Source organism: Streptomyces rhizosphaerihabitans (genome assembly GCF_025399795.1).
Classification (GTDB): Bacteria; Actinomycetota; Actinomycetes; order Streptomycetales; family Streptomycetaceae; genus Streptomyces; species Streptomyces rhizosphaerihabitans.
In genome coordinates this window covers 44,552-68,005 of record NZ_JAODTZ010000003.1, presented here as the reverse complement: position 1 = coordinate 68,005, position 23,454 = coordinate 44,552, and the positions used below count along the sequence as shown (strand labels likewise).

Here is a 23,454-nt window from a genome sequence, read left to right as displayed (position 1 = left end):
CGTCGATTCCCCGTCCGGCGGCGCACTCCTGTGCGCCGCCGGACGGAACGGCGCGCCGACAGGTCTTGTCCGGACGTTGCGGGGTACCCGACTCATCGACCCGAACCGACCGACAGGTCACGGGAGTTCAGGAGTTGATGATGGCGGGCTTCGGAAACGGCACGCGCAGGCACCCCCGTTCACGTGGCCGTACAGGATCACGGACCGGGCCGGACAGCGCGACCCTGGGGATCGTCGGCACCGTGTGCGCGGTGGCCGGCTTCTTCACGCTGGGGATCGTCCTCGGGCCGGCCGCGATGGTCTGCGGCTGGCTCGCGATGGGCCGCCGCTGGACCGGCTCGGGGCCGGTGCCGGCGCTGATAGCCCTGGTGCTGGGAGCGATCGACACACTCCTGGCGGTCATCTGGCTGGCCGGCGGAGCGGGCAACGGCCTGCTCTGACGCCGGCCGCCACGGGAACCCGTGCCGGGAGCCCACACGACAAGGGGTTCCCGGCACTCGGGTCCGCCTCGGGCCGGAACAGCGCGGGGTCGGCGCCTACGAGGTGCCGCTGTGCCCACCCGTGCCGCCCCGGGCGGCCCGCATGCCCACAGCTTCAGGTGGGGGAGTGTTCCTCCGACCCGGCAGCCAGGGGATGCGGCAGCATTCCCGGACCGCCGGTCAGGGCGGCGACCTCTGCCCGCAGCGCCCGTACCTCCGCCGTGAGCGCCTCGATCGCCGCGGTCTGCCGTCGCTCCTCCACGTCGTCCTTCTCGAACCGGGAGATGAACCAGGCGGCGATGTTCGCGGTGACCACACCGAGGAGCGCGATCCCGGAGAGCATCAGGCCGACCGCGAGGACGCGGCCCATCCCCGTGGTCGGGGCGTGATCGCCGTACCCCACGGTCGTCATGGTCGTGAACGACCACCACACCGCGTCACCCAGCGTCTTGATGTTCCCGTTCGGTGAGTCCCGCTCCACCGACAGCACCGCGAGCGAGCCGAACATCAGCAGGCCGATGACCGCGCCCCCGACGTACGTCGTCAGCCGGATCTGCGAGGCCATCCGTGCGCGCCGCCCCACCAGCGTCAGCGTGGCGACGAGCCGCAGCAGGCGCAGCGGCTGGAGGATCGGCAGGATCACGGCGCACAGATCCAGCCAGTGGTCGCGCACGAAGACCCGCCGCTGCCGGGCGAGGGCGAGCCGGACGAGGTAGTCGGTGGCGAAGGCCCCCCAGACCACCCACTCCACCACCGTGCAGGTGAACGTCACCGAACGGCTGGCGTCGCTGTCCACGATCGGCACGGCGTACCCGAGGGCGAACGCCACCGCGAGGACGAGCAGGGGCCGCTGGGTGTGCAGCTCCCAACGGGCCTGTGCCGATTCTTCCTTCATGCCCCGCATCGTAGGAAGAAAAAGAGGGAGGGGCGGCGGGCCCACGGCCCGCCGCCCCTCCCTCCGCCGTACGAACGGCTACGCGTCGCCGCCCGCCGCACCGGGATCGGCCGCCGTCACGTCGAGCAGCTGATAGCGGTCGACCGCCTGCTTCAGTACCGAACGGTCCACCTTGCCCTCACGGGCCAGCTCGGTCAGCACGGCGACCACGATCGACTGCGCGTCGATGTGGAAGAAGCGCCGGGCCGCGCCGCGTGTGTCCGCGAAGCCGAAGCCGTCCGCGCCGAGGGACTGATAGGTGCCGGGCACCCATCGGGCGATCTGGTCGGGAACCGATCGCATCCAGTCGGAGACGGCCACGAACGGCCCCTGGGCGGCGGACAGCTTCCGGGTCACATACGGGACGCGCTGCTCCTCCTCGGGGTGCAGCAGATTGTGCCGCTCCACGTCGACGGCCTCGCGCCGCAGCTCGTTCCAGGACGTCGCCGACCAGACGTCGGCCCTGACGTTCCACTCCTCGGCCAGGATCCGCTGCGCCTCCAGGGCCCACGGAACGGCGACACCCGAGGCCATGATCTGTGCGGGGATGGTGCCCGAGGTGCCCTCGCTGAAGCGGTAGAGGCCCTTCAGGATGCCCTCGGCGTCCACGTTCTCCGGCTCGGCCGGGTGCTGGAGCGGCTCGTTGTAGACGGTGAGGTAGTAGAAGACGTCCTCGCCGTGCGGGTGCTCCTCGGACGAGCCGTACATGCGGCGCAGACCGTCCTGGACGATGTGCGCGATCTCGAAGCCGAACGCCGGGTCGTAGGCGACACAGCCCGGGTTCGTCGAGGCGAGCAGCTGCGAATGGCCGTCCGCGTGCTGCAGGCCCTCACCGGTCAGCGTCGTACGCCCGGCGGTCGCGCCCAGGACGAAACCGCGCGCCAGCTGGTCGGCCATCTGCCAGAACTGGTCACCCGTTCGCTGGAAACCGAACATCGAGTAGAAGACGTAGACCGGGATGAGCGGCTCGCCGTGGGTGGCGTACGCGGAGCCCGCCGCGATCAGCGAGGCCGTGCAGCCCGCCTCGGAGATGCCGTCGTGCAGCATCTGGCCGGTCGGCGACTCCTTGTAGGCGAGCAGCAGTTCGCGGTCCACCGACTCGTACTGCTGGCCGAGCGGGTTGTAGATCTTCGCGCTCGGGAAGAACGAGTCCATGCCGAAGGTGCGGTACTCGTCGGGCGCGATCAGCACGAACCGCTTGCCGATCTCCTTGTCCCGCATGAGGTCCTTGAGCAGCCGCACAAAGGCCATGGTCGTGGCGATGGACTGCTGACCCGAGCCCTTCTTCACACTCGCGTACGTCTTGTCCTCGGGCAGGACCAGCGGCTTCGACCGCACGACGCGCGTCGGGACGTACCCGCCGAGCCCCTTGCGGCGGTCGTGCATGTACTGGATCTCCTCCGAGTTGCGGCCCGGGTGGTAGTACGGCGGCGCGCCGTCCTCCAGCTCCCTGTCGGAGATCGGCAGGTGCAGCCGGTCGCGGAAGCCCTTGAGGTCGGCGACCGTCAGCTTCTTCATCTGGTGCGTGGCGTTGCGGCCCTCGAAGTTGGGGCCGAGCGTCCAGCCCTTGACCGTCTGCGCCAGGATCACCGTCGGCTGGCCCTTGTGCTCCTTGGCCGCCGAGAACGCCGCGAAGATCTTCTTGTGGTCGTGACCGCCGCGCCCGAGGTGCAGGATCTGGTCGTCGCTCATGCCCTCGACCATCGCGCGCAGCCGGTGGTCGTCGCCGAAGAAGTGCTGGCGGATGTACGCGCCCGTCTCCGTGGCGTACGTCTGGAACTGACCGTCCGGCGTGGTGTTCAGCCGGTTGACCAGCACGCCGTCGCGGTCCTGCGCGAGCAGCGGGTCCCAGGTGCGGTCCCAGACCAGCTTGATGACGTTCCAGCCGGCGCCCCGGAACTGCGACTCCAGCTCCTGGATGATCTTGCCGTTGCCCCGAACCGGGCCGTCGAGGCGCTGGAGGTTGCAGTTCACGACGAAGGTCAGGTTGTCCAGGCCCTCGCGCGCGGCGATCGACAGCTGGCCGAGCGACTCCGGCTCGTCCATCTCGCCGTCGCCGAGGAACGCCCAGACGTGTGACTTGGAGGTGTCCGCGATGTCGCGCGCCTCCATGTAGCGGTTCATCCGCGCCTGGAAGATCGCGCCGAGCGGGCCGAGGCCCATCGACACGGTCGGGAACTCCCAGAAGCCCGGCATCAGCCGCGGGTGCGGGTACGAGGACAGCCCGTAGGGCGCCTTCGACTTCTCCTGGCGGAACGCGTCGAGCTGCTGCTCGGAGAGCCGGTCGAGGAGGAACGCGCGGGCGTAGATGCCCGGCGAGGCGTGGCCCTGGAAGAAGATCTGGTCGCCGCCGTCGCCCTCGTCCTTGCCGCGGAAGAAGTGGTTGAAGCCGACGTCGTAGAGCGAGGCGGAGGAGGCGAACGTCGCGATGTGGCCGCCCACGCCGATGCCGGGACGCTGCGCCCTGGAGACCATCACGGCGGCGTTCCAGCGGGTCGCGTTGAGGACCTTGCGCTCGATCTCCTCGTTGCCCGGGAAGAACGGCTCGTCCTTGGTCGCGATGGTGTTGACGTAGTCCGTGCTGCGCATCTCGGGGACGGCCACGCGCTTCTCACGGGCCCGCTCGATCAGCCGCAGCATCAGATAGCGGGCCCGCTCGCGGCCGCGCTGGTCGACGGCGGCGTCGAGGGAGTCGAGCCACTCCTGAGTCTCCTCAGGGTCGAAGTCCGGGACCTGGCTGGGAAGGCCGCCAATGATGATCGGGTTGCGATCGGATCCGGAAGCCACGCTGTTCCTTCGCTGTCAGAGGGCTGTCTACGGTGGGTTTTCCCTGCATCTGCACCGTTCCCCATCGTGTACCTCGGGAACGCGTACGTCATCTCTACTAAGGGGTAACCGAGACGTTCGTGCAGACCGTTGGGACGGCCCCGACCAAAACGTAACGATACGCTCAGGGCGTGACGCGTTCCGCAAAGCCGTTCGGCTCTCGTGCGCTCCAAGGGTTCCGAATGGAATAAATGGGGCAGAAGAGTGTGGTGCCCGTCACGCGGCGTCATGATGGCCCGCCGGGAGTTGCGTCGGCACTGCCAGGATCGTCACCGTTTCGGCGGTCTCGACGGCCGGGTACTTGCGCGATCCGCTCCGCCCGTGTGGACTACGGCCAACGCTTCGCGCACGCGCGTGGCTGAGACTCCCCCTGACTCTGGACGAGCAGAGGGAGACCCCAATCCCGAAACATGATCAGGAGGCAAGCCGTGAGCGCGACCGCGGACCACGCGGAGGAGCGGACCAACCCGGCCGCCAGGCTGGGGTTCGAGCCCGGACAGGTGGTCCAGGAGATCGGCTTCGACGACGACGTTGACCACGAGCTCCGTGAAGGCATCGAATCGCTGATCGGCCAGGATCTGGTCGACGAGGACTACGACGACGTCGCTGACGTGGTGTTGTTGTGGTTCCGGGACGAGGACGGCGATCTCACGGACGCACTGGTGGACGTCATCGGTCTCCTTGAGGACGGCGGCATGATCTGGCTGCTGACCCCGAAGACCGGCAGGGACGGTTACGTCGAGCCCAGCGACATCAGCGATGCCGCACAGACAGCCGGCCTCTCCCAGACGAAGAGCATCTCCGTCGGCAAGGAATGGTCGGGTACCCGCCTGGCCACCCCCAAGTCGAAGCGCTGAGCTGCAGCCCCGTCTGCAAGCAGAGCATCCGTGAGGCCCCCGCCGAGCCACCTCGGCGGGGGCCTCACGCATGCCCCGAACCACCCCGGCGGGGGCCTTCGCGCACCCGTGAACCAGCCCGGCGGGGGCCTCACGCACGCGCCCGGCCGACCCTGCGGGGGTCGCGCCGCGGCCGGGAGTCGATCACTGCGTACGCTGGTCGTCACCCGAACAGACCCTTGGAAGGGAAGCGAGTGACTATGGCCATCGAGGTCGGCACCAAGGCCCCGGACTTCGAGCTGAAGGACAACCACGGCGCCACCGTGAAACTGTCCGACTTCCGTGGCGAGAAGAACGTCGTGCTGCTCTTCTACCCCTTCGCTTTCACCGGCGTGTGCACCGGCGAGCTGTGCTCCCTGCGCGACAACCTGCCGCAGTTCACGGACCGCGACACCCAGCTCCTCGCGGTCTCCAACGACTCCATCCACACCCTGCGCGTCTTCGCCGAGCAGGAGGGCCTGGAGTACCCGTTGCTCTCCGACTTCTGGCCGCACGGCAACATTTCGCGCGCGTACGGCGTCTTCGACGAGGACAAGGGCTGCGCCGTGCGCGGCACGTTCATCATCGACAAGGAGGGCGTCGTCCGCTGGACGGTCGTCAACGCGCTGCCGGACGCGCGTGACCTGAACGAGTACGTCAAGGCGCTCGACACCCTGTGATTCTTCGGTTCCAAGCCCTGCGAGGCACGGGAACCCGTCACTAGGATCGAACCGTTGATCCGATACCAACGCACCTACGGGGCTCCCCGCCCCTGAACACCATTGGGAGGACTCGTGGGAGTCAGCCTCAGCAAGGGCGGCAACGTATCGCTGTCGAAGGAGGCCCCGGGACTGACCGCGGTCATCGTCGGTCTGGGATGGGACGCCCGAACCACCACCGGCGTGGACTTCGACCTCGACGCCAGCGCCATCCTCACGAACGCGGACGGCAAGGTCAGCTCCGACCAGAACTTCGTGTTCTTCAACAACCTGAAGAGCCCGGACGGCTCGGTGGAGCACACCGGCGACAACATCACCGGTGAGGGCGAGGGAGACGACGAGCAGATCAAGGTCAATCTCGCCACCGTTCCCGCCGACATCACGAAGATCGTGTTCCCGGTCTCCATCTACGAGGCCGAGAACCGCCAGCAGTCCTTCGGGCAGGTCCGCAACGCGTACATCCGCGTGGTGAACCAGGCCGGCGAGGCGGAGATCGCGCGCTACGACCTCTCCGAGGACGCCTCGACGGAGACCGCGATGGTCTTCGGCGAGCTCTACCGCAACGGCGCCGAGTGGAAGTTCCGTGCCATCGGCCAGGGCTACGCCTCGGGCCTGCGCGGCATCGCGCAGGACTTCGGCGTCAACGTCTGAGCCGCAGGGCCTCGGGCATCTCGGTCCGGTGCCGCACCCTTTCGGTGCGGCACCGGACCTGCCGTACCAAGTGAAGATCGAACCTCGGGGAGGACCAGCATCATGGGCGTCACGCTCGCCAAGGGGGGCAATGTCTCCCTCTCGAAGGCCGCACCGAACCTCACACACGTGATGATCGGGCTCGGCTGGGACGCGCGCTCCACCACCGGAGCCGACTTCGACCTCGACGCCAGCGCCCTGCTGTGCAGCGGCGGCCGGGTGCTCGGGGACGAGTGGTTCATCTTCTACAACCAGCTCAAGAGCCCGGACGGCTCGGTGGAGCACACCGGCGACAACCTCACGGGTGAGGGCGAGGGCGACGACGAGTCGATCCTGATCGACCTCGCCAAGGTCCCGGCCAACGTCGACAAGATCGTCTTCCCGGTCTCCATCCACGACGCGGACAACCGTGGCCAGACCTTCGGCCAGGTCAGCAACGCCTTCATCCGTGTCGTCAACCAGGCCGACGGCCAGGAGCTCGCGCGCTACGACCTCTCCGAGGACGCCTCCACCGAAACGGCGATGATCTTCGGCGAGGTCTACCGCTACAACAGCGAGTGGAAGTTCCGCGCGGTCGGTCAGGGGTACGCGTCGGGACTGCGGGGCATCGCGCTCGACTTCGGCGTCAACGTTTCCTAGGCCCACCTGCGTCAGCCGAAGGCGGCCCCTTAGACTTCGTGGTCAACAGTAGGTAAAGCCGAGTGCGGCACGAGGGTTGCGCACCTCGAGCCACCGCTTGGGGGTGCCCCCACCACACGATGATTGGGTAGCCAGTGCTTCTGAAAACCTTCGGCTGGTCGTTCGCGATCACCGTGCTAGGGCTGGCGGCGGCGGCCGCCTACGACGGGTGGACCGCCTTCGGCATCGTGGCGATCCTGGCCGTCCTGGAGATCTCGTTGTCCTTCGACAACGCGGTGGTCAACGCCGGAATCCTGAAGAAGATGAATGCCTTCTGGCAGAAGATCTTCCTCACGGTCGGTGTGCTGATCGCCGTCTTCGGCATGCGCCTGGTCTTCCCCGTCGTGATCGTCGCCATCAGTGCCAAGATCGGCCCGATCGACGCGGTCGATCTCGCGCTGAACGACAAGGACAAGTACCAGCAGCTGGTGACCGACGCCCACCCGTCGATCGCGGCCTTCGGCGGCATGTTCCTGCTGATGATCTTCCTCGACTTCATCTTCGAGGACCGGGACATCCAGTGGCTGCGCTGGATCGAGCGGCCGCTGGCCAAGCTCGGCAAGGTCGACATGCTGTCGGTCTGCATCGCCCTGATCGTCCTGCTGATCAGCTCCATGACCTTCGCGGTCCACGCCCACCAGCACGGCGGCGGACACGTCGACAAGGCGCAGACGGTGCTGGTCTCCGGCGTCGCGGGCCTGATCACGTACATGATCGTCGGCGGACTCTCCGGCTACTTCGAGGACAGACTCGAAGAGGACGAGGAGCGCGAACACGAGGCGGAGGAGGAGGCCGAGCGGAGCGGCAAGAAGAAGCCCGCCGTCGTCCTCGCCGGCCAGGCCGCGTTCTTCATGTTCCTCTACCTGGAAGTGCTGGACGCCTCCTTCTCCTTCGACGGAGTCATCGGCGCCTTCGCCATCACCAACGACATCGTCCTGATGGCGCTCGGCCTCGGCATCGGCGCCATGTACGTCCGGTCGCTCACGGTCTACCTGGTCCGCCAGGGCACCCTCGACGACTACGTCTACCTGGAGCACGGCGCGCACTACGCGATCGGCGCCCTCGCCATGATCCTCCTCGTGACCATCCAGTACGAGATCAACGAGGTCATCACCGGCCTCGTCGGCGTCGTCCTGATCGCCTGGTCCTTCTGGTCCTCCGTGCGCCGCAACAAGGCGCTCGCCGAGGCCGAGGGAAAAGGCCCGACCTCGGACGAGAAGGCTGAGGTCTCGTCCGGGGTGTGACACCCCTCCGGCTGAGGAACGCTCTGAGCGGGGCGGTCGTGGAGGACGAGTCCTCCGCGGCCGCCCCGCCGCATACCGAGAAACGTGGGGGGCGGAATGGGCATCTGGCAGGACCTGTGGCGCGGGCGCTCGGCGGACTTCGACTCCGGCAGCGCGGCGTCCAACTCCATCGAAATGACCAAGCGCAACCACACGGTCTCGCTCACCAAACAGGGTGCGGCCACCGGCAACCTCCGCATCAACCTGTCCTGGCGGATGCGTACCTCCGACATCGGCGGGCCGCAGCGCGGCAGCCTGCTGCGCCACCCCTTCCGCACCTTCAAGCCGGAAATGGTCCAGGCGCACACCCAGAGCATGGTCAACGTCGACCTCGACCTCGGTGTCATGTACGAGCTGACGGACGGCACCAAGGGTGTCGTCCAGCCGCTCGGCAGCTTCTTCGGCGAACTCAACGCCCCGCCGTTCGTCAAGCTCAGCGGCGACGACCGCTTCGGTTCGGGCTCGGGCGAGACGGCCTTCGTCAACCTCGACCACCGCGACGACATCAAACGGCTGCTGGTCTTCGTCTACATCTACGACCAGACCCCGGCCTTCGACCGTACGCACGCCATCATCACGCTGTATCCGAGCAACGGCCCGCGCATCGAGATCGGCCTCGAGGAACGCCATCCGCAGGCCCGCTCCTGCGCCGTCGTCATGATCGAGTTCAACAAGGGCGTGGTGACCGTACGCCGCGAGGTGAGGTTCGTGTACGGCTTCCAGGCCGAACTCGACCGTCTCTACGGCTGGGGGCTCCAGTGGGGTCGCGGGTACAAGTCGAAGGTCGACCGTTAGCGGGCGGCCGGTCCCGGCGGCCGGCCCGCGCTTACGATCAGTGGCCTCAGTGGCCTCAGTGGCCTCAGTGGCCTCAGTGGCCTCAGCGGCCGATGAACTGCGGCCCCTGCGGCGGCAGCCTGAAGTCCGGGTCCGGCCCCGCGCCCACGGCCTGCGGGAAGCCGTACGCGGGCTGTGTGGCCGGCGCGGTCTGGGGCTGGGGATAGCCGTAGGCGGACGGGTCCGCCTGCTGGCTGGTCGGCTGGGGGTAGCCGTACGCCGGCCCGGCCGATGCCGCCGCGGCGGGCTGCGGATAGCCGTACGCGGGCTGCTGCGGGACCGGGGCCGGCCGCTGCTGAACGGGGGCGGAGTGTTCCGGCGGCAGCGGCAGCGAGGTCTCGGGAGCCGTGGCGGGCGCGGCCCAGGCGGCCGGTTCCGGCCCGGATCCGGCCGCGGGCATCACGGCGGCCTCGGACTCGTCCACCGAGATCCCGAAGTCGGTCGCGAGCCCCACCAGACCGTTGGAGTAGCCCTCGCCGAGCGCCCGGAACTTCCATCCCTCGCCGCGCCGGTACAGCTCGCCGCAGATCAGCGCGGTCTCCGCACCGGTCTCCGGCTTGATGTCGAAGTACGCCAGCGGTTCACCGTCCGCGAGGGCCGCGTCGTACAGCAGAATGCGCAGATCACGTACGCGATCGAAGGTGACGTCATCCGCCGATGCGACCAGGAGGATCCGTCCGACACCGGACTCGACACCCGTCAGATCTGTCTGGATGGTGTCGGTGAGGCCCTCGGCGCCCCGCTTCTTGCCGAGCCGCCACACCTTGCCCGACGGATGGCGGGGCTGGTTGTAGAAGACGAAGTCCTCGTCGGATCGCACACGACCGTCGGGGCGGAGGAGCAGCGCCGAGGCATCGACATCGGGGACCCCCTGACCGGGCGTCCAGCGCAGGACGGCGCGCACCGCTGTGGCGTCCAGCGGGACGTTAGACCCTTTCAGCATCGCGTGCGTCATGCGGTCATCCTGCCCTGTCGGTCCTGGTCACGACAATGTGGGGTCGTTCCGGAACCGGTCGGTGTTGGACATGGTGGAGTTACCTGAACTTCACGCCCGGTGGGAATCTCTGACATGGATCCGTACGTACTATTACCGGCCACATCACATTCGGCCATCTAGCCGCCGCGGGGGAGTCCCATGCGTCATTTCGGTCACGTCACCCCGGAAGAGCGGCAACGCCTCTTCCACCAGGAGCCCGGCGTCTTCACGTCCGAGTCCCCGGCCAGAATCCTCGCCGCGGCCCTCGGGGCGACGCTCTACAGTCCGGCGACCCGCCCGACGCTGGCCGACGACATCGTCAAGCAGACTACGCGCGGCGTGGTCTCCATGGTGCTGTGTCTCGAGGATTCGATCGACGACTCCGAGGTCGTGGGCGCCGAGGAGAACCTGGTCCGCCAGTTCACCGACCTCGCGGCCCGCCCGGACGCCGGTGAGCTGCCCCTGCTGTTCGTGCGGGTGCGCTTCCCCGAGCAGATCCCCGACCTCGTGCGGCGCCTCGGCCCCGCCGTCCGGCTGCTGTCCGGATTCGTGATGCCCAAATTCACCGAGGAGCGCGGTACCCCGTTCCTGGAGGCCCTCGCCGTCGCCGAGGCGGCGAGCGGCCGGCGGCTCTTCGCGATGCCGGTCCTGGAGTCGCCCGAGCTGCTCTACCGCGAATCGCGCATGGAGACGCTGGAGGGCATCTCCCGCGCCGTCGACAAGTACCGCGACCGGGTGCTCGCACTGCGCCTCGGCGTGACCGACTTCTGCTCCTCGTACGCCCTGCGCCGGGCCCCCGACATGACGGCGTACGACGTCCAGGTGGTCGCCTCTGTGATCGCCGACGTGGTCAACATGCTGGGGCGGGCCGACGGCACCGGCTTCACCGTCACCGGACCGGTGTGGGAGTACTTCCGCGTACAGGAACGCATGTTCAAGCCTCAGCTGCGGCGCAGCCCCTTCCTGGAGGGCCAGGCGGAGGAACTGCGCGAGACGCTGATCGAGCACGCCATGGACGGGCTGCTGCGCGAGATCACCCTCGACCAGGCCAACGGCCTGATGGGCAAGACCTGCATCCACCCCTCGCACGTGCTGCCCGTGCACGCACTGTCCGTGGTCAGCCACGAGGAATTCAGTGACGCCCAGGACATCCTCAGGCCCGAGCGCGGCGGCGGGGGTGTACTGAGATCGGCGTACACGAACAAAATGAACGAGGTGAAGCCGCATCGCGCCTGGGCCGAGCGCACCCTGCTGCGCGCCGAGGTCTTCGGGGTCGCCCACGAGGACATCGGCTTCGTCGAGCTGCTCACCGCCGGACTCCCGGCGTGAGCCGGTCCGGCCGAGCGGCGCGCAACCCCGACAGCAAGGAACCGATGAACACCCCAGCGCACGACCCGAACCACCCCGACGACGCGCACGGCCCCCACGGTCCGGACGGTCCGGACGGCGTCGATGGCGTGGATGAAGTGGTGTGGACCGGGACCTGGGTCGCCGAGCGGCTCGGCGTCGAGCTCGTCGGCGACGAAGGGCTGAGCGGCCTGCTGGGGCTCGCGCTGCGGCGCAACCCCAAGCGTGCCCACCTGCTCGTCTCGAACGTCCTGGGCAAGCACGTGCCGCAGTCACCGGCCGTCGTCCACGGGTACGGCGTCGAGCTCGGCCGGCGGGTGCGCGAGCTGCTGGGTGCCGACGAGGCCCGCGCGGCCGTGGTCCTCGGGTATGCCGAGACCGCCACCGGGCTCGGCCACTCGGTCGCGGACGGGGTGGGCGTCGCGCCCTATCTCCACTCCACCCGCCGCCCGGTCCGCGGGGTCCGGGCGGCGGGCGGCTTCGAGGAGTCCCACTCGCACGCCACCTCGCATCTCCTGCTTCCCGAGGACCCGGGTCTGCTGGCGGGCTCGGGCCCGCTGGTCCTCGTCGACGACGAGTTCTCCACCGGCAACACCGTCCTCAACACGATCCGTGACCTGCACGAGCGCTACCCGCGCGAGCGGTACGTCGTCGTGGCGCTGGTCGACATGCGGTCGCAGGCCGACCACGCGCGCTTCGAGAAGTTCGCCGGGGACATCGGCGCCCGCGTGGACCTGATCGCGGCCGCGTCGGGCACGGTGCGCCTCCCCGAGGACGTCCTGGCGAAGGGGACGGCCCTGGTCGCCCGGCACGAGGCGGCGGCGCCCGGCGCCCCCGCTCCGGTGTCCGGCGCCCCCGCCCCGGCGCCCGGCGCCCCCGCTCCGGCGCCCGACGGCGCGGGCCGGGCCGTCCGCGTCGAGCTCGGCTGGCCCCACGGCCTCCCCGACGGCGGACGGCACGGGTTCACGCCCGGACACCGAATACGCCTGGACAGTGCCCTGCCCGCCATGGCGGCACGGCTCGCCGCCGCCCTGCCCGACGGCGCCCGCCGTGTCCTGGTGCTCGGCTTCGAGGAGCTGATGTACGCCCCGCTCCGACTGGCCCACGAGCTGGAACAGCTGCTGCCCGCCGAGGTGCGCTTCTCCACCACGACCCGGTCCCCGGTGCTCGCCCTCGACGACCCCGGCTACGCCATCCGCAGCCGCATCGCCTTCCCGGCCCACGACAACCCGGACGACGGTCCCGGCGAGCGCTACGCCTACAACGTCGCGGGCGCCGGCTTCGACGCCGTCGTGGCGGTCGTGGACTCCGCCGCCGATACCTTTGAACTGCACGCGCCCGACGGCCTGTTGGACCGGCTGGCGGCGCACACCCCGCGAGTCCTGCTCGCCGTCGTCCCGTCGTACGTCCCCGCACGGCCGTCCACCGAAAGGCCATCCATGCTGCCCGAGCCCCTCCGCGGCCCCGCCTTCTCCTCGTACGCCCCCGACGAGGTCGGCTGGCTGCTGCAGGACCTGTCGGACGTGACGCTGGAGGCGCCGACCGAGGAGCGCGAGGAGGCGATCCAGAGCGGCGGCGCCCACTACGCCGAGTCGCTGCCCGTCGAGTACCAGCCGAGCACCGAGTACCAGGAGCTCTTCCGCGCGGCCCTCGCCACCTCGGCCGCCCGGATCGCCGAGGCCGTCGGCGCCGTCACCGAGCTGGTGCTCGCCGACCGGTCGCCGCGCCCCGTCCTGGTGTCCCTGGCCCGGGCCGGAACCCCCGTCGGTGTTCTGATGCGCCGCTGGGCCCAGCACCAGCACGGCCTCGACCTGCCGCACTACGCCGTCTCCATCGTCCGCGGTCGCGGCATCGATGCCAACGCGCTGCGCTGGCTCGCCGCCCACCACGACCCGGCGGACGTCGTCTTCGTCGACGGCTGGACCGGCAAGGGTGCCATCACCCGTGAACTCGCCGACGCCATCGAGGAGTTCGAGGAAGCCGAGGGCATCACGGGCTTCGACCCGGAGATAGCGGTGCTCGCCGATCCGGGATCCTGCGTGCGCACGTACGGCACCCGCGAGGACTTCCTCATCCCTTCCGCCTGTCTCAACTCCACCGTCTCCGGGCTGATTTCGCGCACGGTACTGCGCTCCGACCTGGTCGGCGAACACGACTTCCACGGCGCGAAGTTCTACCGCGAGCTCGCCGGCTCCGACGTCTCGGTCGAGTTCCTGGACGCTGTGGCGGCCCACTTCCCCGACGTCGCCGAATCGGCCCGCGACCGGGCGAAGGAACTCCTCGCCGCCGAACGCACCCCCACCTGGGAGGGCTGGGCGGCGGTCGAGCGGATCAGCGAGGAGTACGGGATCCACGACGTGAACCTCGTCAAGCCGGGCGTCGGCGAGACCACCCGGGTCCTGCTGCGCCGGGTCCCCTGGAAGATCCTCGCGCGCGCCGGTGCGGGCGCCGACCTCGACCACGTCCGGCTGCTCGCCGGGCAGCGCGGGGTACCCGTCGAGGAGGTCGAGGAACTCCCGTACACCTGCGTGGGGTTGATCCACCCGAAGTACACGCGCGGCGCGACCGGTGCCGACGGCAAGGCGGTGACCCTCTGATGTCCGCGCCCAAGGTGCTCGTCGCCAGCGACCTCGACCGCACGCTCATCTACTCCTCCGCCGCGCTCGCCCTCACCATGCCGGACGCCCGCGCGCCCCGGCTGCTCTGCGTCGAGGTGCACGAGAGCAGACCGCTCTCCTTCATGACGGAGACGGCCGCCGCACTGCTCACCGAACTCGGTGACCTCGCGCACTTCGTGCCGACCACGACCCGCACCCGCAAGCAGTACCAGCGCATCAACCTGCCCGGTCCGGCGCCGGAGTACGCGATCTGCGCCAACGGCGGACATCTGCTCGTCGACGGTGTCTCCGACCTCGACTGGCACACGGTCGTGAAGGAGCGCCTCGCGTCCGAGTGCGCGCCGCTCGACGAGGTGCGCGAGCACCTGGAGGCCACCGCGGACCCGGTCTGGGTGCGCAAGCACCGGGTCGCCGAGGACCTGTTCGCCTATCTCGTGGTGGAGCGTGAACTGCTCCCCGAGCAGTGGGTGAAGGACCTGGCCGTGTGGGCGGAGAACCGCGGCTGGACGGTCTCGCTGCAGGGCCGCAAGATCTACGCCGTGCCGAAGCCGCTCACCAAGAGCGCGGCCGTACGCGAGGTCGCCCGCCGTACCGGAGCCGTCCTCACCCTCGCCGCCGGGGACTCGCTGCTCGACGCCGACCTGCTGCTCGCAGCCGACCGCGGCTGGCGTCCGGGCCACGGTGAACTCGCCGAGGCCGACTGGACGGCACCGGCGATCACCGCGCTGCCGGAGCGGGGTGTCGCGGCGGGGGAGCGGATCCTGCGCGAGTTCGTGGGCGCCTGCGCCGGGTCGGGACCGGCCTGAGGGACACGCGGAACCAGGTTCCGGTCCCGTGGTGGCGGGTGCGTCCGGGGGCGTTCCGCCCCTGGAACCCCCGGCGCGGGACCGGACCGGGCGTGCCCCGAACCTGGCGCGCCCGAACCTGACTTCGCCTTGTCGCGATGGGGCGTGCGGGTGCCGGTCCGCAAAACGTCAGCTTCCGGGCGGGGCGGGCGGGGTAGTCGGGGTGTCGAACTCGCTCCCAGCCCCGTCGTATTCAGCGGTCATGATCCGCTCCGCCCGTGATGCGACCGGATCGGCATGAACTGAGGGATATGCCGAACTTGCTCCCGGTATCGTCCTGTTGGGGATGATCGGGGCCGTTCCGCCGCGACACGCCGGAGCGGATTCGGGCGGGACTGAAGAGTTGGTAAGAAATTCCCCCGGGATCAGCCGCAGCAGCCGCCGCCGCAGCACCCGCCTCCTCCGCCGTTCGAACGCGGTGCGGGCGCCGGCGCGGACGCCGAACCACCCCTGGCGACAGCGACCGTCGACAGTAGTTTGACGGTGTCGTCGTGCCCTGCCGGGCAGGCGGCAGGAGCGGCGGATTCGGCCATGGGGCGGCTCAGTTCAAAGGTGTCGCCGCAGGTCCGGCAGCGGTACTCGTAGCGAGGCATGCGCACAGGTTAGCCGGAACGAGCCGTCGTCCGTAGGGCTCTGCGACCTCGGCTGGCGTGGCGGATCGAGGTCCCCGGGGCGCGAGTGAGGGCCGGTCGAAGGGGGAAACCGGTGAACTCCGTTGCCCCTTGAGCTTTTTTGTCTCGTTGCCGATCGAAGGGATCGCATTGGTCGCTGATAATTTAATAGGGCCGCGACGAGCCGCAAGGTCGGGGAGGGGGGCTCGCAGCCGCGAAAGCGGCCGCTGCAACTACCCGCGCGCGCAATTCCGAAGTGCGGAGGGAGACGCAGTCGTGACCAGGACATGGCATCGCAACGATGCTCCGAATCCCCTGTCTTTGGGCCGCCCGGGAGCAGGGGTGCGCTGTGGCTAGCCCAACCGGACCGCAGCGCGGTCGCGGCAGTCGCCGCAAGCCCTCGCAGCCCACCCCGCTGTCCGGACTGGCCGCACGCCTCGTGCCGCTCGCCCGTCGCCTCAGACCCGCCTATCCGCGCCCCGGTCGGGCCGGTTGGCGACGCTGGATGCCGTCCTGGCGGCAGTGGCTCGGCGCCGTCGCGCTCTCCATCGGACTGAGCGGCTCGCTGCTCGTCATTGCTTACGCCGCAACGGACATACCCCAGAACCTGAACACATATGCCACCCAGCAGGACAACGTCTACTTCTGGTCGGACGGCACGCCGATGGCCCGTACCGGCTGGGTGCGGCGCCAGGCCATGCCGCTGAAGGACATACCCGAGGACGTGCGCTCGGCGGTCCTCGCGGCGGAGAACGAGAGCTTCTACACCGACCCCGGCATCTCCGCCAAGGGCCTGGCCCGCGCCCTGGTGCGCACGGTCGGCCAGGGAGACACCCAGGGCGGCTCCACCATCACCCAGCAGTACGTCAAGAACGTCTACCTGACCCAGAACCGTTCGGTGACCCGCAAGTTCACCGAGGCCATGATCGCCCTCAAGCTCGACAACAAGATGAGCAAGGACAAGATCCTCGAGGGCTATCTCAACACCAGCTGGTTCGGGCGCGGCACCTACGGCCTCCAGCGGGCCTCGCAGGCCTACTACGGCAAGGACGTGAGCCGCCTCAACGCCAGCGAGGGCGCCTTCCTCGCCGCGCTCCTCAAGGGCGCGGGCCTCTACGACCCCACCCTGAGCAAGGCCAACCACCAGCGGGCCGTGGAGCGTTGGTCCTGGATCCTCGACCGCATGGTCGAGTACGGCAAACTGTCGCAGGCCGAGCGGGACACGTACAAGAAGTTCCCCGAGCCGATCAAGCAGACCGGGTCCTACGACACCGGGAAGCAGAGCGACTACCTGGTCGAGCTGGCGACCCAGTACGCCAAGAAGTCCGGGCACATCTCGGACCGGGACTTCGACCTCGGCGGCTACCAGATCTACACGACCTTCGACCGCAAGCGGGAGACCGCGCTCACCGACGTCGTGGCCAAGGCCCGCAAACAGGCGAAGAAGGAGCACCCGGGGGACGCGAAGGCGGCCCACTACGGTGCCGCCTCGATCGCCGCCGATGGTCGGGTCCTCGCCGTCTACGGCGGTCCCGACCACCGTGAACAGGGCTACAACGAGTCCAACGCCACCACCGTCCCGGCCGGTTCGGCCTTCCTGCCGTTCGTCTACGCCGCCGCCCTGGAGAACGGCGTCCGCAAGACCCGCGAAGGCGCGGTCACACCGGTCACCCCCGACTCCCTCTACAACGGCGACGACGGCGTCCCGGTCAGCACGCCCGAAGGCCCCTACTGGGACCGCGGCGGCAAGAAGGTCGCCGCCCACAACGAGGGCAACAAGAACTACGGCCGGATCACGCTGCGTTCGGCGCTCGCGGCGAACGTGAACACACCGTTCATGCAGCTCGGCATGGACGCCGGTCTGGACAAGGTGCGCGAGACCGCCGAGGCGTCGGGTCTGCTGTCCTCCAGCATCGGGCCGCAGGTGCCCGGACTGTCCCTCGGCACCTCCACGCCCAGCGCGATCCGCATGGCCAGCGCCTACGCCACCTTCGCCGCCGGTGGAACGCACATCGCGCCGTACTCCGTGCACCGCATCACCCGCAACGGCGCCAGCGTCAGGCTGGACATGCCCGCACCCCATCGCGCGATGCGCGCGGAGGTGGCCCGCCAGGTCACCGAGGCGCTCTCGGACTCCTTCCGCACCGGTCACCCCGGCGCGGCCCCCCTCTCGGCGCAGGTGGCCGGAAAGCGGGGCGCCACGCTGGACGACAAGGCCGCCTGGTACGTGGGCTCGAACCGTTCCGTGTCGACGGCGGTGGTCCTGTACCGCATCGATTTGTCCAAGAGCCTCGAACCCCTGCCGCTCAAGGGGATCGCCGGCGCACCCCTCGCCGACGTGCCGTACGGCATCTGGTCCGGTGCCATGAGCCCGCTTCGCTGACCCCGTCGGCCGACCGACCGGTCCGGCCCCCGCCGACGGCCACCCGGTGGCCGCGCCACGCTCCTTCCACCCCCCTCGCAGAATGTGCCCCGTATGAACTCGAAGCACAGCCGGCGCCGTCGCCGTGAGCCCGATCCCGGTTCTGCCGCCACCTCCGCACGCCAGAGCTTCGCGGCCATGACGGCCTTCCTCGTCGTCACGTCCGTGGCCGCCACCTACCTGGCCCTGAACACGGACCACACCACACCGGCCGCGTCCGCCCGCGCGCACGGTTCCGACGCCGCCAAGGCGAAGAAGGAACCGGTGTGGGACGGGAAGACCCATGTGCTGGGCGACGGCTCCACGTCCTACACCGGCCCGCAGAAGGGCGAGTTGAAGGCTGTACCGCTCAAGCCCGGTGAGAAGCCGCCCCAGTTCGTCGTCTTCTCCTGGGACGGTGCCCTCCAGGGCGACGACCAGCTCTTCTCGCACTACCAGGAGCTGGCCCAGCAGTACAACGCCCACATGACGTTCTTCCTGACCGGCATCTACCTGCTGCCCAAGGACAAGAAGACGCTCTACGAACCGCCGATGCACTCGCCGGGCTCGGCGGCCATCAGCTACGCCACCGACGAGCACCTGCGCGCCACGCTGGAGGAGCTCGGCAAGGCGTGGAAGCAGGGCAACGAGATCGGCACCCACTTCAACGGCCACTTCTGCGGCGACAAGGGCGGCGGGGAGTGGAGCGTGACGGAGTGGGAGAGCGAGATCAACCAGTTCTTCTCCTTCCTGGAGAAGTGGAAGACCAACACCGGTTACACCGACCTGGCGCCGCTGCCCTTCGACCCGGCCCGCGCCATCAGCGGCGGGCGCGCACCCTGCCTCGAAGGCCAGAAGAACCTGCTCAAGGCCATGAAGGCCACGGCCAAGAAGTACAACTGGCGCTACGACGCCAGCTCCGCGGGCGACTTCCAGATATGGCCCAAGAAGAAGGAGGGCGTGTGGGACTTCCCGCTCCAGATGCTCCCCTACGAGAACGGCAAGTACCAAGGCCTGTCCATGGACTTCAACTTCCTCTACAACCAGTCCGACGGTGAGACCGAGGGAGACCCGGCCCAGTACCCGCAGTGGGAACAGGAGACCGTCAAGTCCTACGAGGCCGGTTTCAACCGCGTCTACTACGGCAGCCGGGCACCGCTGTTCATCGGCAACCACTTCGAGGACTGGAACGGCGGCATCTACATGAAGGCCATCGACCAGGTCATCAAGAACGTGTGCACGAAGAAGGGCGTTCGCTGTGTGTCCTTCCAAGAGCTGACCAACTGGCTCGACGTGCAGAAGCCCGAGACCCTGGAACGCCTGCGCAGCCTGGACCCCGCCCAGTCGCCGGACTGGTCGACCGTGGTGAAGTAGTGCCGGCCATAGGGTCGGCGGCGCCCCGGCAATGCATTGAACATCAACTTACCTCCGACATAAGGGACTTGGTTGTACCCGATGCGAACTCCCCCCGGATTCGGCACAGTTGAGTGGGACATGTAAAGATTCCCTTCCCTGGAGTCCGACCGGGGATCAAGGAGAATCATCAGTGATGGCGAAGAACTTAAGCCGCAGTTGCTCGACCGTGGGGGCGATCACCCTCTCAGCCCTCCTGCTGCCCCTGTCCGCCGCCCACGCGGCGGCCCCCGCTCCCCGGGTGACCGCGTCGACGGCCGACGCCTTCGGCCGCGTGGCCGACGCCGTGTTCACCGACCGCACGGCCGCCCTGCTGGACCGGGCCCCGACGGCCCGTACGGCCCTGAAGGCGACCACGGCGGGCATACGGGTGGCCGACGCCCTCGTCCACACCGAGAACACCGCGGTCTCCTCGCTGCATGGCACCCGGTCCCGCCTCGCGGCCCTCGGCGAGGCCTACAGCGCCGCCGACACCCGGGTCGCCGTGAACAGAACCCGTGTGACGGGACAGCGGGCCACCGCCTGGGTCACCGAGACCACCACCCTCACCTACCGGAGGATCCGCGGCGACGAGCCCGCCACCACGGGCTTTCGCGCCCACCACGTACTGACCTTCGCCGCCCGGCCGGACGGCACCTGGAAGCTGACGGGCGAGCGGTCGACGGACAAGGGTCCCCGGCAGGTCAACGAGCCCGTCACGACGACACCCCGCAGGACCACGATGGCCGCTGTCGACGCCCCCCGGGCAGCGACCACGTACCCCGCGCCCGCCAACGCCAAGACGCTCACCGGCGGCCCGTACGACTACGCGGCCATGGCGACGTACGCCGAGACGTACTGGAAGAACTACAACCCCGCCTACCGCAGCTTCAACTCCGTCGGCGGCGACTGCACCAACTACGTCAGCCAGTCCCTGAAGGCAGGCGGCTGGGCGCCGGTCACCAGCTCCGACGAGGACTACGGCACCTGGAACTACGGCGCGACCACCCAGACCGACACCTGGGTCGGCGTCAACGAGTTGTCCTGGTTCACCCAGACCGCCCGACGCTCCACGCCCCTGGCGAACGTCTACCAGATGGACGTCGGTGACGTCATGCAGATGGACTTCGACAAGGACGGGTCCAAGGACCACTCCATGATCACGTCGTACCGGAGCGCCAGTGGGGTGCCGTACGTGACCTACCACGACATCGACACCTACCGGCGGTCGGTGTCCAGCCTCATAGCGTCGTACCCGAACGCGGCGTACTACGCGTACCGCACCTGATCAGTGCCCCGGCACGGCCCTGCGACGCGACGGATGCGCGCGCCGCAGGGCCGCTGCCGGGGTCCGCGACGGCCGCCGGGGCATGCCCATCGCCCACCGACTGCCGCCGGGAGGCAGCCTTCCTCGCCCGGGGCCTTCCCCGCCGCCCTCAGCCGCCGCCGCGCTGCTCGCGGATCTGCGCGACCACGCCCGCCACCGTCTGGCGCACCGCCTCCGTCTCGGTCAGGAAGTGCCAGTAGTCGGGGTGCCGGCCCTCCAGTGTGGCGACGGCCCGGTCGAGCCGGGCGACCGAGTCGTCGAGCGGACCGGCCTGCCGGGGGTCGGGGGTGGTGCGGCCCGCCATGGCCAGCCGCTGCGCGTCCCGGATCGCGAACCGGGTGCGGTCGATCTCCTGCTGGGGGTCCTTCTGCACGGCGTTCAGCCGCCGCAGCCGGTCACCGGCCGCCGACACGGCCTCGTCGGTGCCGTTCAGCAGCGCGCGCACCGTCGCCAGCAGCGAGGTCGCGTCCGGCCAGCGCTGCGCCTCGCGCGCGGCCCGCGCCTCCTTCAGCTTCGCCTCGGCCTGCCGCACGTTCTCCGCGGCCTGCTCCGGCACATGCTGGAGGTCCTGCCAGCACGCCGCGGAGAACCGCCGACGCAACTCGCTCAGCACGGGCTCCACCTGCCCCGAGCGGGTCGTCAGCGCCTGCGCGCGGGTCCGCAGCGAAACGAGCCGGTGGTCGATCTCGGCGGCCCGCTCCGGCAGCCCCTCCGCCTCCGAGCGCACCGCCGCGGCCTCCCGCGAAACCCGCTCGGCACGCTCCAGGGTCTCGGGCACGCCGTGCTGCCCGGCGCCCTGGTTGAGCTTGGTCAGCTCGGGGCCGAGAGTGGCGAGCCGGGCGGCGAGATCGTCGGCCCTCAGCCCCGACTGTCGTACGGAATCGAGGGCGTTCGAGGCGGCGAGCAGCGTCTGCCGGGCGCGCTCGACAGCCGGAGCCAGCCGGGCGAGCTGCGTCTCGGCCTTGCCGAGCAGCGGCCCGAGACTCTGCTCGAACCGGTCCAGATCGGCCTTCGCGCGGTCCAGTTCGTCCTTCGCGGCGACGAGTTCGCCACGGGCCCGCGCCGCGACCGACGCCTCCAGCTCGTCCCGGTCCAGATCGTGGGCGTCGACGGCGGTGATGTACTTCTGGCTGGCCTCGTCGATCCGCCGCCCCAGCGCCTCGAAGTCGGAGACCACCCGCCGGGCGGCCGGGGAGTCGTCCACGGCCGTGATGGTCTCGATCGAGATCCGCAGGTCGCGCTGGGCGGTGTCGAGTTCGTAGAACGCCTCCGCCGCTGCGTCCTTGGCGGCCTGCGCCTCGGCCCGCTGGCCCTCGGCCCGTCCGCCGAACCAGCGCCGGGTGCCGCCTCCCGCGAAGGCCGCGGGCAGCGCGAGGGCGGCGAGCAGGGGCAATGCGACGAGCGTGAGCACGTCACGGGCGACGTACGAACGAGGCCGGTGCTCCGGCGGCGCCGGCCGCTCCGGCGAGGGGCCTCGCCCAGGGGCAAGAGGGTGTGCAGGCCGCGCGCGTCGCGCAAACGGCGAATACGGCTGCGAAGGTGTCGCCGTCACATCCCTCTCCCGTGCTGTCATCCGCCTTGCCCGGCTGTCATTCTCCCACCGGTTGAAGACGAACACACGGGCCGGTCAGTTCGCTGTTCGTACCGTGATCTTTCCGTCGCCGGTGTGCGCGGAGACCCGGTGGGAACTGGAGTCGTCGCGGGGCACGTCCACCTGGACCGAGCCGTCACCGCTTTCGGCCGTCACCCGGTAGGTGGCCCGGGGCAGCACGACGGAGACGGAGCCGTCTCCGCTGCGGGAGTCCACCAGGTCCGGCACGGCGCCGAGTTCGAGCAGCACCGAGCCGTCCTCGGTACGGGCCCGTACGCTGCGGGCCTCCACGCCCACCGCCCGGATCGAGCCGTCTCCGCTGCGCAGATCCAGCGCTCCCGAGGAGTCGCTGACCCGCACCGAACCGTCCGACGTACGAATGCTCAGCGCTTCCTCGAAGCCCTGCGCGCTCACCCGCCCGTCCCCGTCCTCCACCTTGACCGCCACCCCGCGCGGCACCACGATCCGGTGCCGGGCCGAGCAGTCGGCGACGACTCCCGAGCATTTCATCCGCAGCACCAGCCGGTCGCCGTCCTTCATCGCCCAGGTGACCCTGGGGTCCCCGCCGAGCGTGACATGCCCCTGGAACCACCGGGTGACCTGGACCTCGCCGGCCTTCGCGGAGTCCGACACCACCAGATCGAGCGCGGAGTCGTCCGAGTCGACGGTCAGGGTCCGCCCGTGCAGCCCGAAGGTCCGATGATCGGGGTGCTTGTCGTCCCCGGCGGCCGCGCCGCACGCGCTGGCGCCCACGACGAGCGCGAGCACGACACCGCTGACGGCGGCGGCACGGCTGCGTGTGGCGCGTGCGGCGCTGTGGGTACGGTTCCGGGTGGTGCTACGGGTGCGTGTGCGGGCCATGACGTTTTCCCCCTGGGACGGTCTGCGAGTCGCTTCGGCCTTCGACCGGAGCCGGTCCGCGAAGCCTCTCCGACGGTAGGCATCCACGGAGCCCGGGACGATCCGGCCCGCTCCCGGACAAGGGGTGGGGATAACCCCCGGGCTGCCCCACCAGGTCCCGTCCCGCC

19 protein-coding genes are annotated in these 23,454 nt (G+C 69.6%); 13 read left to right on the top strand and 6 right to left on the bottom strand.

From position 1 onward, the window contains the following. Positions 1 to 137 precede the first annotated feature (137 nt). Entirely contained in the window at positions 138 to 440 is a 303-nt protein-coding gene (locus N4G66_RS03870) for a small hydrophobic protein (protein ID WP_261702499.1), read from the top strand. Between the two features lie 154 nt (positions 441 to 594). Here N4G66_RS03870 and N4G66_RS03865 read toward each other — a convergent pair whose 3' ends face one another. Beyond that, entirely contained in the window at positions 595 to 1,374 is a 780-nt protein-coding gene (locus N4G66_RS03865) for a potassium channel family protein (protein ID WP_261702498.1), read from the bottom strand. A 78-nt stretch (positions 1,375 to 1,452) separates the two neighbouring features. Beyond that, on the bottom strand, positions 1,453 to 4,200 hold the full coding sequence (gene aceE / locus N4G66_RS03860) for a pyruvate dehydrogenase (acetyl-transferring), homodimeric type (RefSeq protein ID WP_261702497.1): 2,748 nt from the start codon (positions 4,198 to 4,200) through the stop codon (positions 1,453 to 1,455). Positions 4,201 to 4,667: 467 nt separating this feature from the next. On the opposite strand from aceE, the gene N4G66_RS03855 reads away from it, so the two are divergent. The 6 genes from N4G66_RS03855 to N4G66_RS03830 all read left to right on the top strand — a co-directional run bounded on the left by N4G66_RS03855 (position 4,668) and on the right by N4G66_RS03830 (position 9,279). Continuing rightward, positions 4,668 to 5,096 (top strand): DUF3052 domain-containing protein, encoded by a 429-nt coding sequence (locus N4G66_RS03855; RefSeq protein WP_081217087.1) that lies wholly within the window; start codon positions 4,668 to 4,670, stop codon positions 5,094 to 5,096. 239 nt (positions 5,097 to 5,335) lie between these two features. Further along, positions 5,336 to 5,794 carry a peroxiredoxin gene (locus tag N4G66_RS03850; RefSeq protein WP_261702496.1) on the top strand — a complete coding sequence of 153 codons (459 nt, stop codon included), beginning with the start codon at positions 5,336 to 5,338 and terminating at the stop codon, positions 5,792 to 5,794. A 114-nt stretch (positions 5,795 to 5,908) separates the two neighbouring features. Beyond that, positions 5,909 to 6,484 (top strand): TerD family protein, encoded by a 576-nt coding sequence (locus N4G66_RS03845; RefSeq protein WP_261702495.1) that lies wholly within the window; start codon positions 5,909 to 5,911, stop codon positions 6,482 to 6,484. 102 nt (positions 6,485 to 6,586) lie between these two features. Then, complete coding sequence (locus N4G66_RS03840; RefSeq protein WP_261702494.1) at positions 6,587 to 7,162, top strand: TerD family protein; 576 nt, start codon at positions 6,587 to 6,589, stop codon at positions 7,160 to 7,162. Between the two features lie 134 nt (positions 7,163 to 7,296). Beyond that, positions 7,297 to 8,445 carry a DUF475 domain-containing protein gene (locus tag N4G66_RS03835; protein WP_261702493.1) on the top strand — a complete coding sequence of 383 codons (1,149 nt, stop codon included), beginning with the start codon at positions 7,297 to 7,299 and terminating at the stop codon, positions 8,443 to 8,445. Positions 8,446 to 8,541: 96 nt separating this feature from the next. Continuing rightward, on the top strand, positions 8,542 to 9,279 hold the full coding sequence (locus N4G66_RS03830) for a TerD family protein (RefSeq protein ID WP_261702492.1): 738 nt from the start codon (positions 8,542 to 8,544) through the stop codon (positions 9,277 to 9,279). 82 nt (positions 9,280 to 9,361) lie between these two features. On the opposite strand, the gene N4G66_RS03825 is transcribed toward N4G66_RS03830, so the two are convergent. After that, entirely contained in the window at positions 9,362 to 10,273 is a 912-nt protein-coding gene (locus tag N4G66_RS03825) for a TerD family protein (protein WP_261702491.1), read from the bottom strand. Positions 10,274 to 10,453: 180 nt separating this feature from the next. Here N4G66_RS03825 and N4G66_RS03820 point away from each other — a divergent pair, with 180 nt between their 5' ends. From N4G66_RS03820 to N4G66_RS03810, 3 genes are read left to right on the top strand one after another with little or no spacing between them, the layout of a single operon-like run. Beyond that, positions 10,454 to 11,623, top strand: a complete 1,170-nt coding sequence (locus N4G66_RS03820) for an HpcH/HpaI aldolase/citrate lyase family protein (protein ID WP_261702490.1) — start codon at positions 10,454 to 10,456, stop codon at positions 11,621 to 11,623. Positions 11,624 to 11,667: 44 nt separating this feature from the next. Further along, the gene (locus N4G66_RS03815) at positions 11,668 to 14,238 is read left to right on the top strand and encodes a phosphoribosyltransferase (protein ID WP_261702489.1); all 2,571 of its coding nucleotides are present in this window, start codon (positions 11,668 to 11,670) and stop codon (positions 14,236 to 14,238) included. Further along, entirely contained in the window at positions 14,238 to 15,065 is an 828-nt protein-coding gene (locus tag N4G66_RS03810) for an HAD family hydrolase (RefSeq protein ID WP_261702488.1), read from the top strand. The genes N4G66_RS03815 and N4G66_RS03810 overlap by 1 nt, the downstream gene beginning before the upstream one ends. 404 nt (positions 15,066 to 15,469) lie before the next feature. On the opposite strand, the gene N4G66_RS03805 is transcribed toward N4G66_RS03810, so the two are convergent. After that, positions 15,470 to 15,697 (bottom strand): FmdB family zinc ribbon protein, encoded by a 228-nt coding sequence (locus N4G66_RS03805; protein WP_261702487.1) that lies wholly within the window; start codon positions 15,695 to 15,697, stop codon positions 15,470 to 15,472. Positions 15,698 to 16,016: 319 nt separating this feature from the next. Here N4G66_RS03805 and N4G66_RS03800 point away from each other — a divergent pair, with 319 nt between their 5' ends. From N4G66_RS03800 to N4G66_RS03790, 3 genes are all read left to right on the top strand, one after another. Further along, complete coding sequence (locus N4G66_RS03800; RefSeq protein ID WP_391858749.1) at positions 16,017 to 18,098, top strand: transglycosylase domain-containing protein; 2,082 nt, start codon at positions 16,017 to 16,019, stop codon at positions 18,096 to 18,098. 93 nt (positions 18,099 to 18,191) lie between these two features. Beyond that, a complete protein-coding gene (locus N4G66_RS03795) occupies positions 18,192 to 19,490 on the top strand; it encodes a hypothetical protein (RefSeq protein ID WP_391858748.1) in 1,299 nt (432 codons plus the stop codon). A gap of 175 nt (positions 19,491 to 19,665) precedes the next feature. Next, positions 19,666 to 20,796, top strand: coding sequence for an amidase domain-containing protein (locus N4G66_RS03790; RefSeq protein ID WP_261702486.1), 1,131 nt, complete (start codon positions 19,666 to 19,668; stop codon positions 20,794 to 20,796). 148 nt (positions 20,797 to 20,944) lie between these two features. Here the strand turns inward: N4G66_RS03790 and N4G66_RS03785 are convergent, their stop codons facing one another. Next, a complete protein-coding gene (locus N4G66_RS03785; protein ID WP_391858747.1) occupies positions 20,945 to 22,387 on the bottom strand; it encodes a hypothetical protein in 1,443 nt (480 codons plus the stop codon). Between the two features lie 75 nt (positions 22,388 to 22,462). Beyond that, entirely contained in the window at positions 22,463 to 23,287 is an 825-nt protein-coding gene (locus tag N4G66_RS03780) for a DUF4097 domain-containing protein (protein ID WP_261702484.1), read from the bottom strand. Between the last annotated feature and the right edge of the window lie 167 nt (positions 23,288 to 23,454).

Bases quoted from the DNA above. Each gene is read 5' to 3' on its own strand.
- N4G66_RS03780 (WP_261702484.1), bottom strand. From the start codon at position 23,287: ATGGCCCGCACACGCACCCGTAGCACCACCCGGAACCGTACCCACAGC.
- N4G66_RS03800 (WP_391858749.1), top strand. From the start codon at position 16,017: ATGCTCCGAATCCCCTGTCTTTGGGCCGCCCGGGAGCAGGGGTGCGCT.
- N4G66_RS03840 (WP_261702494.1), top strand. From the start codon at position 6,587: ATGGGCGTCACGCTCGCCAAGGGGGGCAATGTCTCCCTCTCGAAGGCC.
- N4G66_RS03815 (WP_261702489.1), top strand. From the start codon at position 11,668: ATGAACACCCCAGCGCACGACCCGAACCACCCCGACGACGCGCACGGC.
- N4G66_RS03805 (WP_261702487.1), bottom strand. From the start codon at position 15,697: ATGCCTCGCTACGAGTACCGCTGCCGGACCTGCGGCGACACCTTTGAA.
- N4G66_RS03790 (WP_261702486.1), top strand. From the start codon at position 19,666: ATGGCGAAGAACTTAAGCCGCAGTTGCTCGACCGTGGGGGCGATCACC.
- N4G66_RS03795 (WP_391858748.1), top strand. From the start codon at position 18,192: ATGAACTCGAAGCACAGCCGGCGCCGTCGCCGTGAGCCCGATCCCGGT.
- N4G66_RS03870 (WP_261702499.1), top strand. From the start codon at position 138: ATGATGGCGGGCTTCGGAAACGGCACGCGCAGGCACCCCCGTTCACGT.
- N4G66_RS03865 (WP_261702498.1), bottom strand. From the start codon at position 1,374: ATGAAGGAAGAATCGGCACAGGCCCGTTGGGAGCTGCACACCCAGCGG.
- N4G66_RS03820 (WP_261702490.1), top strand. From the start codon at position 10,454: ATGCGTCATTTCGGTCACGTCACCCCGGAAGAGCGGCAACGCCTCTTC.
- N4G66_RS03825 (WP_261702491.1), bottom strand. From the start codon at position 10,273: ATGACGCACGCGATGCTGAAAGGGTCTAACGTCCCGCTGGACGCCACA.
- N4G66_RS03810 (WP_261702488.1), top strand. From the start codon at position 14,238: ATGTCCGCGCCCAAGGTGCTCGTCGCCAGCGACCTCGACCGCACGCTC.
- N4G66_RS03830 (WP_261702492.1), top strand. From the start codon at position 8,542: ATGGGCATCTGGCAGGACCTGTGGCGCGGGCGCTCGGCGGACTTCGAC.
- N4G66_RS03850 (WP_261702496.1), top strand. From the start codon at position 5,336: ATGGCCATCGAGGTCGGCACCAAGGCCCCGGACTTCGAGCTGAAGGAC.